Source organism: Methylobacterium sp. C1 (genome assembly GCF_001854385.1).
GTDB classification, from domain to species: domain Bacteria; phylum Pseudomonadota; class Alphaproteobacteria; order Rhizobiales; family Beijerinckiaceae; genus Methylobacterium; species Methylobacterium radiotolerans.
Map to the genome: position 1 here is coordinate 4,501,227 of NZ_CP017640.1, position 11,423 is coordinate 4,512,649.

An 11,423-nucleotide genomic window follows, 5' to 3' on the forward strand; every position below is an offset into this window, starting at 1 on the left:
CCGGATGTCTGACCTGTCCGACGGGCCGCCCCCGGCGGAGGCGGGCCGCTTCGTCACCGGCTCGATCCTCCGCCACGTCGTCGTGATGGCCGCCACCGGCTCGGTGGGGCTGATGGCGATCTTCGTCGTCGACCTCCTGTCGCTGCTCTACGTCTCGACGCTGGGCGACCCGAACCTCACGGCGGCGGTCGGCTTCGCCGGCATCGTGCAGTTCTTCGCCACGGCGGTGAATATCGGCCTGATGATCGCGGCCGGCGCCCTGGTGGGGAAGGCCGTCGGCGCGCGCGACCCGGCGGCGGCGCGGCGCCTCGCAACGTCCGCGCTGGTCCTCGGCAGCCTCGTGGCCGCCGTCATCGCGGGGCTGATCGCGCTGCTGGCCGGCCCGCTCCTGGCCCTGATCGGCGCCGAGGGCGAGGCGCTGCGCGTGGCCGTCCTGTTCCTCCACATCACTCTGCCGTCGAACCTGCTGCTCGCCGCCGGCATGCTGTTCACCGGCCTGCTGCGCGCGGTCGGCGAGGCGGGTCAGGCGATGGCGGTCACGCTCGCCGGCGCCGTCGTCACCGCGTTCCTCGACCCGCTGCTGATCTTCGGGGCGGGCCTCGGCGTGACGGGCGCGGCGATCACGGTCTGCGTGGCGCGCGCGACCTTCGTGGCGGTGGGCATCCGCGGCGTCGCGCGGCACGGGCTCCTCGGCCGGCCGCGCCTGCCCGACCTGCCGCCCGACGCGGCCGCCCTGGCGGGGGTCGCGGGCCCGGCCGTGCTCACCAACCTCGCACCCTCGGTGGCGAGCGCCTTCCTGGCGCGCCTTTTTGCCGGCTACGGAGCGGACGCGGTCGCCGCCGCGTCGGTGATCGACCGGCTGACGCCGGTGGCCTTCGGCGGCCTGTTCGCGCTGTCGGGGGCGATCGGCCCGATCCTGGCGCAGAACTGGGGTGCGGGCCGGTTCGATCGGATGCGCGGCGTGCTCGGCGCGGCGATCCGGGTGACGCTGGCCTACTGCGCCGGGGTCTGGCTTCTCCTGGCGCTCGGCCGGGGGTGGCTCGCCGGCCTGTTCGGCCTGCAGGGGGTCGCGGCCGAGCTGTTCGGCTTCTTCTGCCTCGTCGGCGGCGCGATCTGGTTCTTCAACGGGCTGCTGTTCCTCGGCAACGCCGCCTTCAACAATCTCGGCTTCCCGCTGCGCTCGACGCTGCTGAACTGGGGCCGGGCGACGCTCGGGACGATCCCGCCGGCGATGCTCGGCGCGGCGCTCTACGGCCCCCGCGGGGTGGTGGCCGGGATGGGGATCGGCTCCCTGATCTTCGGGGCGCTCGGCATCCTGCTGGCCCGCCGCACGGTCGACCGGCTGGAGGGAAGCGGTCCGCGGCGGCCGGGGGCGGACATCGCCGCGGAGGCGCCCCAGCGCGCGGCGCCGCTGCCGGCGGGGCACGCCCATCCCGAGCCGATGACCTGAGACGGCGGCGGCAAGGCACAAGTTCCGCGGGTGGGAACTGGTATTTCCCCGCGCAAAGGGTCACGATGCCCTGTCCCGGACGGTCCCGGCCGGGACAGAGTCGAGGCGTCATGTTCAACCCGCTCGAGATGTTCCAGGCCCAGGGCGAGGCCGGGCTTCAGGCCATGGGCCAGCCGTTCGGCCTGACGACCGAGCAGACGGCCCGCGCCTTCGAGGCGCTGATGCCGGCCCTGACGCTCGGCCTCCAGCGCAGCGTCGGCCTGGACCCAGCCGGCTTCGCCCGGATGTTCGGCCTGGAGGCCGCCAAGCCGGCGCCCGCCCAGGGATTCGAGGCCCTCGGCCAGATGTTCGGGTCCGCGCAGCTGATGCAGGCGGTGCTGCGGCAGGCCTCGGCGACGAGCGGCGTCGGCGCGCAGGTCCTGCGCCAGATGCTGCCGATGATGGCGGGCGCCGTGGTGGCGAGCATCGTCCACGTCATGCTGAACCAGCCGCAGGCCGAGCCCGCGCGGCCGAGCGCGCCGCCCCCGCCCGTGCCGTTCCCGTTCGGCCCGGCCTGGGCCGAGATGGCCAAGGCGATGATGCCCGCCGTCGAGCCGCCGGCCCCGCCGCCGAAGCCCGCCGCCAAGCCGACCGCCAGGCCGACGACCAAGCCCGCCGCCAACCCGCAGGCGGCCGCGGGCGAGGCCGGCTCCGACATGTTCCAGCAGATGCTGCGCACCGGTGCCGAGGTTCAGGGCAACAACATCCGGGCGATGCAGGAGCTGTTCGAGACCTTCTGGCCCGCCTCCGGCACGCCGTCCGCGAGCGCCGCGCCTCCGGCCCCGTCGGGTAGCCCGGCCCGGCCCGATCCGGCGTCGGCCGACCCCGCGGCCGGCAAGGGCCGGCGCGGTCGCCAGCCCGGCGGGACCGGTTGACGCGGGGACCGGGCCGGGACGAACGTTGACCCGGCGGACCGGAGCGGCAACTTGCCGGCGAGGAGATCCGTCGATGAGCGAGCACCTGACCGCCTGGGACGACCGTGCCGAGAGCGTCGGCGGGAACGGTGTGGCCAAGCGCACGATCCCGGGCTCCGGCGCCAGCCTCGTGCGCGTGGTCGTGCCGGCGGGCGCCTCCGCACCGGCCCACAGCCACGATCACGAGCAGTTCGTGCAGGTGCTCTCCGGCTCGGGGATCCTGGAGACCGAGCAGGGCCGCGCGCCGTTCTCGGCCGGCAGCGTGTTCCACTTCCCGGCGGGGGCGTGGCACGCGGCCGCGTTCGAGACCGAGACGGTCCTGATCGAGACGAACCTCGCGCCGCCGGCCTGACGGCGCCGCACGCCGTCCGCCCTCAGCCGTCCGCGGAGGTGTCGAACTGCGGGTCCAGACCGGCGATGCGCGCCACCGTGTCGTGAGCGTAGCGGATCGCCTCCTCGGCGGTAGCAGCCACCCCTCTTGCGGATCGAGGACGATACCGTCCGACCGGGCCGCGCAGGCCGCGACAGCCATCGACGCTCCGGCCCAAGCCGGGAGCGTGGCGACGTACACGGCGCAGACCCACGTCCACGGGCCGCCGAAGTCGATGTCTGTCTAGGTGTCCGTCAGATCCGACAGCGGGATGATCTGGCACTCGAAGCCGGCCTCGCGGCGCCGCCACGTCGCGGACAGGTGCCTCTGCGCGGCCGGCGGTATGCGCGCGGCGTCGCGTTTCAGATCGCTCGAACCGGGGCAGCGCCGGTCCTGCCGTCGCGGAGGATCACGTCCGTCCGTATGCTGCCGTCCGATCCGTCGAGCACCGGATCACCGGCGCCGAGACTCTGCTCGATCCCGTGCCGTCCGATGCCGGGCAGGTCGGGCTCCCGCATCCGTGCCGCGAACTTCGTGTGGACCTACGATGCCGTACAGCGGACCCTGTCCAGGATCCCGGGTCTGGACGACCTCACGCGAGACATCGACGGTCACGTCGGTTTTGCCATCGATCCGGGGATCCCGCGTCCGGTCCTTCGGCGCGACGACGAGCGAACCGCTCCCACCGCACCGGCGGTCGCAGCCGCGCGGCAGATCCCGTCGAAAGCCGGCCTCAATCTCCAGCAAGTCGAGAGCGATGACGGCTAGTCCGAGCCGAAGCTCAGCGATGTGATGATCCAGGACATCCGGCAGACGACAGCACCGCATCGCGTCTCTGATCCTCGAGGCGTTCATGCTTCATTCCATGACTCTTCTCCTTTTTGCCGCTGATGCGTGGCTGAAAGGGAAAATATGCCGGCACCCGCCGCGACGGGAACGCGGCGGTCTGCGACAAATTATTCTTGGCGCGCGAGTAAAATGCCTGTGCTTGGCCTGAGCCCTCGGCGCGTGTAGGAATCCCACCTTCAACGCCCGCCCGTGCACGCCGACGAAAGGCCGGGCATCGCCCCTACCAGAACAGAGGCAGATCATGAGCGCCGGTACCGCCGCCGACAAGCACTTCTCCAACAGCTTCTTCGCCGCCCCGCTGACGGAAGCCGATCCCGAGATCGCCGAGGCGGTGGCCAAGGAGCTCGGCCGCCAGCAGCACGAGATCGAGCTGATCGCCTCGGAGAACATCGTCTCCCGCGCCGTGCTGGAGGCTCAGGGGTCGGTGCTCACCAACAAGTACGCCGAGGGCTATCCGGGCCGGCGCTACTACGGCGGCTGCCAGTTCGTGGACATCGCCGAGGACCTCGCCATCGAGCGCGCCAAGCGCCTGTTCGATTGCGGCTTCGCCAACGTGCAGCCGAATTCCGGCTCGCAGGCCAACCAGGGCGTGTTCCTGGCCCTGATGCAGCCCGGCGACACGTTCCTGGGCCTCGACCTCGCGGCCGGCGGCCACCTCACCCACGGCGCCCCGCCGAACGTCTCGGGCAAGTGGTTCAAGCCGGTCTCCTACACGGTGCGCCGCGAGGACCAGCGGATCGACATGGAGCAGGTCGCCCAGCTCGCCCAGGAGCACAAGCCGAAGGTGATCATCGCCGGCGGCTCGGGCTACCCGCGCCACTGGGACTTCGCGAAGTTCCGCGAGATCGCCGACTCGGTCGGCGCCTACTTCATGGTCGACATGGCCCATTTCGCGGGCCTCGTGGCGGCCGGCGTCCACCCGTCGCCGTTCCCGCACGCCCACGTCGCCACCACGACGACCCACAAGACGCTCCGCGGCCCGCGCGGCGGCATGATCCTGACGAACGACGAGGCGCTCGCCAAGAAGTTCAACTCGGCGATCTTCCCCGGCCTCCAGGGCGGCCCGCTGATGCACGTCATCGCCGGCAAGGCGGTGGCCTTCGGCGAGGCGCTGAAGCCCGAGTTCAAGATCTACGCCCGCCAGGTGGTGGAGAACGCCCGGGCGCTCGCCGACACGCTGATCTCGGGCGGCTACGACATCACCTCGGGCGGTACCGACAACCACCTGATGCTGGTCGACCTCCAGCGGAAGGGCCTCACCGGCAAGGCCGCCGAGGCGGCCCTGTCGCGGGCGCACATCACCTGCAACAAGAACGGCGTCCCCTTCGACACGCAGAAGCCGACCATCACGTCGGGCATCCGGCTCGGCACCCCGGCCGGCACCTCGCGCGGCTTCGGCGTCGCCGAGTTCAAGCAGATCGGCGGCTTCATCGTCGAGGTGCTGGACGGGCTCGCCGCCAAGGGTGAGGCCGGCGACAGCGCGGTCGAGGCCGACGTCAAGACCCGCGTCCACGCGCTGACGGACCGGTTCCCGATCTACGGCTGAGGCGAGAGAGCCGCTTGAGCGGGGCCGGTCTTCCGGGCCGGCCCGCGGTGGATTAGGAAACGGCCGCGGATCCGACCGGTCCGCGGCCGTTCCCATGCCCGAGCATCGAGATCCATGCGCTGTCCCTACTGCGGCGGCTCCGAGACCCAGGTGAAGGACTCGCGGCCCTCCGAGGACGGCGCCGCGATCCGGCGCCGCCGGGTCTGCCCGGACTGCGCCGGCCGCTTCACCACCTTCGAGCGCGTGCAGCTCCGCGAGGTCGTGGTGCTCAAGCGCTCGGGCAAGCGCGTGCCGTTCGACCGCGACAAGCTCCAGCGCTCCATCGACGTGGCGCTCCGCAAGCGCGCCGTCGATCCGGAGCGGATCGAGCGGCTGGTCAGCGGCATCACCCGGCAGCTCGAGAGCGCCGGCGAGCCCGAGGTGACGTCCGAGACGATCGGCGAGCTGGTGATGGCGGGGCTGAAGGGCCTCGACGACGTCGCCTACGTGCGCTTCGCCTCGGTCTACAAGAATTTCCGCGAGGCCCGGGACTTCGAGGAGCTGCTCGGCACGCTGAGCGACGGCATGCCGGTGCCGGCGGCCGCGCCGGAGCCGGAGGGCGACCCGGAACCGGAGGCGTCGGGGCGCCGCCGCGCCGGGCGTCCATGAGCGGCGACGCGAACTTCATGCGCCTCGCCCTGGCGCTGGGCCGCCGCGGGCTCGGCACCACCTGGCCGAACCCGTCGGTCGGCGCCGTCGTGGTCGAGCCCGGGACCGGCCGGATCCTCGGGACGGCGGCCACGGCGCCGGGCGGGCGCCCGCACGGGGAGCCCGTGGCGCTCGCCGCCGCCGGAGAGGCCGCCCGCGGCGCGACCCTCTACGTCACCCTGGAGCCCTGCTCCCATCACGGCCGCACGCCACCCTGCACCGACGCGATCCTGGCCGCCGGGATCGCCCGGGTGGTCAGCGCCCTGGAGGATCCCGACCCGCGGGTGGCGGGGCGCGGCCACGACCTCCTGCGGCGGGGCGGCGTCGCGGTCGAGACCGGCCTGATGCGGGACGAGGCGGCGCGCGACCATGTCGGCCACGTCACCCGGGTGACGCGCGGCCGCCCGGCCCTGCACCTCAAGCTCGCCCGCACCCGCGACGGCTTCTGCGCCGCCGCGGGGCCGGAGCGCCTGCGGATCACCGGGCCGGTGGCGGACGGGGCGGTCCACCTCTGGCGGGCCCACGCCGACGCGATCCTGATCGGCATCGGCACCGCCCGGGCCGACGACCCGTCGCTGACGGTGCGGCTGCCGGGCCTAGGGGCGCGCTCGCCCCTGCGGGTCGTGCTCGATACGCACCTGCGGCTCTCCCCGGCGAGCGTGCTCGCCCGGACCGCCCGCGACACGCCGACCCTGGTGCTCACGACCCGCTCGGCCCCGGCCCACGCGCGGCGGGCCCTGGAGGCGCTCGGCGTCGCGGTCGCGACCGTGCCGGCGGACCCGGCCGGCGGGATCGATCTGCCGGCGGCCCTGGCGCATCTCGGCGAGCGCGGCCTGACCCGCCTGTGCAGCGAGGGCGGCCCCCGCCTTGCGGAGGCGCTCGCGCGGGCCGATCTGATCGATGCCTGCACCCTCGTCACCGGGCCGATGGCGCTGGGACCGGCGGGCGGGCTGCGGGCCCTGGGCCCGGCCCTGGCGGAGGCCCTTTCGGGCGATCGGTTCCGCGAGGCCGAGCGGCTGCAGCTCGGGCCCGACGCGGCCGTGACCTACGAGCGCAACAGGACGTAAGCGATGTTCACCGGCTTGGTCAGCGATGTCGGCACGGTCGCCTCGGTCACGGGCGACGGCGACCTGCGCCGGATCGCGATCCGCGCCTCCTACGACCCGGCGACGATCGCGCTCGGCGCATCGATCGCCTGCGCCGGTCCGTGCCTGACCGCCGTGTCGGTGGAGCCGACCGCGGGCGGCTGCGTCTTCGCGGTCGACGCCGCCGCCGAGACGCTGGCGCGCACCACCGTGGGCGCCTGGGTGGCGGGCACGCGGATCAACCTCGAACGCTCCCTGAAGATCGGCGACGAGCTCGGCGGGCACCTCGTCACCGGCCACGTCGACGGCGTCGCCGAGATCGTGGAACGCGAGACCGTCACGGCCGGTGCCTGGGGCGCCAGCGAGCGGTTCACCCTCCGGGCGCCGGCGCCCCTGGCGAAGTTCATCGCCGAGAAGGGCTCGGTCTGCCTCGACGGCACCTCGCTCACGGTGAACGCGGTCCAGGGCGACCTGTTCTCGGTGCTGCTGATCCCGCACACGCTCCAGGTCACTACCTGGGGCGAGCGGCGGCAGGGTGACCGGCTCAACTTGGAGGTCGACCTGATCGCCCGCTACGCCGCCCGGCTGACCGAGGCGCGGGCCGGCTGAGCAGGGTACGCGTCTTCGCCAGCGGAGCGAAGCAGACCCACAGCGCCACATCGCCGGGCGTCGCGCGGCCCTGAGTTGCTTCGCTCCGCCCGCAACGACGGCCTGGGCCCCTCAGCGCGGCGGGATCGAGTAGGTGCCGGTGGCGTGGCAGACGAGCTCCGGGCTGCCGACGGCGGTGATCGACACCTCGCCGACGGCGAGGCGCCGGCCGAGCTTGAGCAGCCGGCACTCGGCCACGAGATCCCCCGTGGCGGGTTTGCGCAGGAAGTTGAAGTTCAGACTGGTCGTCACCGCGAGCGCAACGGGACCGATATTGGCGAGGATCGCCGCGTAGAGGGCGTAGTCGGCGAGCGCCATCATGGCCGGCCCGGAGACGGTCGCGCCGGGCCGGAGGAAGCGCTCGTGGGCCTCCAGCCGCATCCGCGCCGCGAGGGGTCCCACCGCCTCGAGATGGTAGGCCCGGCCGCCCGCCTGCATCTGCGGGAACTCGCGGTCGAGGAAGTCCTGCGTCTCGGCGAGGGTGAGGATCGTGGCGGTCATGGGCCCTTGCAGCACGGCGGTACCGCCAGGGCAATCACCAGGCCTCTGGAGCGGCCTTCCTCATCGGAAGAGCCCGGTCGATCCGCGGTGTCGTCTTCGCGAGCGCAGCGAAGCGACCCAGTCGGCGCTCCATTCACGGATGTCGCGCCACCCTGGGTCACTTCGCTGCGCGCGGGATGACGGAGGGCTGCCTCCATCGAGGGCTTCGGCCGGACGCCACATCAGGATGGGGACGCGGGCGGGAGAACCGTCCCGCCGCCCCGATCAGAAGAAGATCGGCCGCGCGCTGGCGGTGATCTCGCTTAGCACGGCGCCGGTGGCCGGCTCGACCTCCTTCAGCACCACGTCGTAGCCCCAGAGGTCGGCGAGGTGCTGCAGCACGCGCTTGGCGTCGTCCTTCTGCAGGGTGATCTTGTTGATCGCCTTGTGGTGCAGGATCAGGCGCCGGTCGCCCTCCAGGTCCACGTCCACCACCTCGATGTCGGGGTCGAGCCACGCCACGTCGTACTGGCGCGCGAAGGCCCGGCGCAGCTTGCGGTAGCCGCGCTCGTCGTGGATCGCCTCCACCCGCAGCTCCGGCTCCTCCGGATCGTCGACCACGTGGAACAGGCGCAGGTCGCGCATCAGCTTCGGCGACAGGAACTGCTGGATGAAGCTCTCGTCCCGGTAATTCTCCCAGCAATCGCGCAGGACCGCCATGGCGTCGCCGGCCCCGGCGATGTCGGGGAACCACGCCCGGTCCTCCTCGGTCGGCTGCTCGGCAATGCGGGCGATGTCCTGCATCATCGCGAAGCCGATCGCGTAGGGGTTGTGGCCGCCGTAGGAACGATCGTCGTAGGTCGGCTGCCGGATGACGTTGGTGTGCGACTGCAGGAACTCGAGATAGGCCGCCTCGGTGATCTGCCCGGATTCCGACAGGGCGTTCATGATCCGGTAGTGGCAGTAGGTGGCGCAGCCCTCGTTCATCACCTTGGTCTGGCGCTGCGGGTAGAAGTACTGGGCGACCAAGCGCACGATGCGCAGGATCTCGCGCTGCCACGGCCGCAGGCGCGGGGCGACCTTCTCCAGGAAGTAGAGGATGTTCTCCTGCGGCAGCTCCAGCAGCGCCTTGCGCCGCTCCGCCGCCAGGTCGGAGCGGACGGCGCCCGTCTTCTGCGGCAGGGTCCGCCAGAGGTCGTTGTAGATCTGCTCGCCGTGCTCGATCCGCTCGCGCTCCCGCCGCTGCTCGGAGGCGAGGTCCGGCCGCTTCTTGCGCGGGTAGCGGTGGACGCCCTGGCTCATCAGCGCGTGGGCGGCGTCGAGCACCTGCTCCACCGCCTGGTGGCCGTAGCGCTCCTCGCAGCGGGCGATGAAGCCTTTCGCGAAATCCAGGTAGTCCAGAATACCTTCAGCGTCGGTCCATTGCCGGAACAGATAATTGTTCTTGAAGAAGTGGTTGTGGCCGAAGGCGGCGTGCGCGATGACGAGCGTCTGCATCGTCGCCGTGTTCTCCTCCATGACGTAGGAGATGCAGGGGTCCGAGTTGATGACGATCTCGTAGGCGAGCCCCATCAGGCCGCGGCGATACCCCGACTCGTGCTGGGCGAAGTGCTTGCCGAAGGACCAGTGCTTGTAGAACAGCGGCATGCCGATCGACGCGTAGGCGTCGAGCATCTGCTCGGCCGTGATGATCTCGATCTGGTTCGGGTACCAGGACAGGCCGAGCTGCGGCCCGGCCACCGCCTCGCAGGCGTCGTGGATCCGCCGGATCGTGTCGAAATCCCAGTCGTTGCCGGTGAACAGGGGTTTCTGGTTGCCCGCGATGATCTGGGGCGTGCGTGCCTTGACGAGCGTCATGCGGCCTCCCGATCGGTTGATGCGCGCGCCGCCATCACGCCTCCGCCTCGGCGCGGCCTTCCTTGCGGCCGAACAGCTCGCGGAAGACCGGGTAGATCTCCCGGCGGTGGTTGACCTTGCGCATGGCGATCGGCCCGCCGGCCTTGGCGATCGCCTCGTAGGTCCGCCACAGGGTGGTGCGGTGCTCGACGAAGCCGGCGCGCGGGCCGTTCTCGTCGCCGACCTCCAGATAGGCGAAGTGCTGGCAGGCCGGCAGGATGTGCGACCGCAGCAGCTCCGTGGAGGTCGGCCCGTCGGAGGAGACGTTGTCGCCGTCCGATGCCTGGGCGGCGTAGATGTTCCAGTCGTTCGGGTCGTAGCGCTCGGCGATGACGCGCTTCATCTCCACCAGCGCGGAGGAGACCAGGGTGCCGCCCGTCTCGCGCGAGCCGAAGAAGGTCTCCTCGTCCACCTCGGTCGCCCGGTCGGTGTGGCGGATGAACACGATCTCGACGTGCCGGTAGCGCCGCGTCAGGAAGATGTGCAGCAGGATGTAGAACCGTTTGGCGAGGTCCTTCATGTGCTCGGTCATCGAGCCGGACACGTCCATGAGGCAGAACATCACCGCCTGCGCGATCGGCCGCGGATAGGGCTCGAACCGGCGGAAGCGCAGGTCGATCGGATCGACGTAGGGGATGCGCTTCGCGCGCTCGCGCAGCCGGAACAGCGCCTGCTCCAGGTCGGCCCGCTCGGGGTGCCCCTCGGGAAGGGCGTCGAGCCGGGCTTCCAGGGCCGCGACCTCGTCGGGCTTCGGGCGCTTGAGGGCGATCCGCCGCGACATCGAGTTCCGCAGGGTGCGGGTGAGCGCGAGGTTGGCGGGCGAGCCGGTCACCGTGTAGCCCGCCCGACGCAAGCCTTCCGTCTCGACCACGGCCAGCCGCCGCTTGGCGAGGTCCGGCAGTTCCAGATCCTCGAGGAACAGCTCCAGGAACTCCTCGCGGGTGAGCACGAAGCGGAACGCGTCCTCGCTGTTCTCGCCGCCCTCCCCGCCCTCGCCGGCACCGCGACCGCCGCCGCTGCCCGGGGGGCGCTCGATCGTGTCGCCCTCCACGTAGGTCTTGTTGCCGGGCAGGATGTGGTCCTGCAGGCCCGTGCCGGGCTGGCGCGAGAACCGGGGCTCGCGGACGCCGTCCGCCGGAACGGTGACGCGGCCGTCCTTGCCGAGATCCTTGATGTCCTTCTCGCGGGCGGATTCCCGCACCGCGCGCTGGGCCACGTCCTTCACGCGCCGCAGGAAGCGCTGGCGGTTCGGGAGGCTCTTGCCGCCCGGGTTCAAACGTCGGTCGACGATGTGCATCCGCTGCGAAAACCCTCGTCCGCGTGCTCCGGCCGGGTCCGGACCCTTGTCGTACCATGCTGCCACCGGAGGAATGGATCCCTCTTTCGCAGCAGGGCCGAGATCTTCGCCGGCCGGTCGTCCGAAACTGTGGCGGCGGAGGGTCGGAACGGGGCCCGGCCG

General features: G+C 71.9%; 11 protein-coding genes. 8 read left to right on the plus strand and 3 right to left on the minus strand.

Translation table 11 applies throughout. The features are described 5' to 3' along the window. The first annotated feature begins 4 nt into the window (after positions 1-4). From BKE41_RS20825 to BKE41_RS20860, 8 genes are all read left to right on the plus strand, one after another. Positions 5-1,450 (plus strand): MATE family efflux transporter, encoded by a 1,446-nt coding sequence (locus tag BKE41_RS20825; protein WP_029359104.1) that lies wholly within the window; start codon positions 5-7, stop codon positions 1,448-1,450. Between the two features lie 110 nt (positions 1,451-1,560). Beyond that, the gene (locus tag BKE41_RS20830; RefSeq protein WP_063111091.1) at positions 1,561-2,364 is read left to right on the plus strand and encodes a DUF937 domain-containing protein; all 804 of its coding nucleotides are present in this window, start codon (positions 1,561-1,563) and stop codon (positions 2,362-2,364) included. Between the two features lie 73 nt (positions 2,365-2,437). After that, positions 2,438-2,755, plus strand: a complete 318-nt coding sequence (locus BKE41_RS20835) for a cupin domain-containing protein (protein WP_053620832.1) — start codon at positions 2,438-2,440, stop codon at positions 2,753-2,755. Positions 2,756-3,196: 441 nt separating this feature from the next. After that, on the plus strand, positions 3,197-3,541 hold the full coding sequence (locus tag BKE41_RS20840) for a hypothetical protein (protein ID WP_159392764.1): 345 nt from the start codon (positions 3,197-3,199) through the stop codon (positions 3,539-3,541). 322 nt (positions 3,542-3,863) lie between these two features. Then, on the plus strand, positions 3,864-5,168 hold the full coding sequence (glyA, locus tag BKE41_RS20845; protein ID WP_012320887.1) for a serine hydroxymethyltransferase: 1,305 nt from the start codon (positions 3,864-3,866) through the stop codon (positions 5,166-5,168). 114 nt (positions 5,169-5,282) lie between these two features. Beyond that, positions 5,283-5,816: a transcriptional regulator NrdR gene (nrdR, locus tag BKE41_RS20850; RefSeq protein ID WP_071000046.1), complete on the plus strand. Its 534-nt coding sequence runs from the start codon at positions 5,283-5,285 to the stop codon at positions 5,814-5,816. Further along, on the plus strand, positions 5,813-6,922 hold the full coding sequence (ribD, locus tag BKE41_RS20855) for a bifunctional diaminohydroxyphosphoribosylaminopyrimidine deaminase/5-amino-6-(5-phosphoribosylamino)uracil reductase RibD (RefSeq protein ID WP_071000047.1): 1,110 nt from the start codon (positions 5,813-5,815) through the stop codon (positions 6,920-6,922). The genes nrdR and ribD overlap by 4 nt, the downstream gene beginning before the upstream one ends. Positions 6,923-6,925: 3 nt before the next feature. Then, the gene (locus tag BKE41_RS20860; RefSeq protein WP_071000048.1) at positions 6,926-7,549 is read left to right on the plus strand and encodes a riboflavin synthase; all 624 of its coding nucleotides are present in this window, start codon (positions 6,926-6,928) and stop codon (positions 7,547-7,549) included. A 111-nt stretch (positions 7,550-7,660) separates the two neighbouring features. Here the strand turns inward: BKE41_RS20860 and BKE41_RS20865 are convergent, their stop codons facing one another. The 3 genes from BKE41_RS20865 to BKE41_RS20875 all read right to left on the minus strand — a co-directional run bounded on the left by BKE41_RS20865 (position 7,661) and on the right by BKE41_RS20875 (position 11,261). Beyond that, the gene (locus BKE41_RS20865) at positions 7,661-8,089 is read right to left on the minus strand and encodes a PaaI family thioesterase (RefSeq protein WP_012320891.1); all 429 of its coding nucleotides are present in this window, start codon (positions 8,087-8,089) and stop codon (positions 7,661-7,663) included. A gap of 264 nt (positions 8,090-8,353) precedes the next feature. Continuing rightward, positions 8,354-9,925, minus strand: coding sequence for a SpoVR family protein (locus BKE41_RS20870; RefSeq protein ID WP_071000049.1), 1,572 nt, complete (start codon positions 9,923-9,925; stop codon positions 8,354-8,356). Positions 9,926-9,959: 34 nt separating this feature from the next. Beyond that, positions 9,960-11,261 carry a YeaH/YhbH family protein gene (locus tag BKE41_RS20875; RefSeq protein WP_012320893.1) on the minus strand — a complete coding sequence of 434 codons (1,302 nt, stop codon included), beginning with the start codon at positions 11,259-11,261 and terminating at the stop codon, positions 9,960-9,962. Positions 11,262-11,423: the final 162 nt, after the last annotated feature.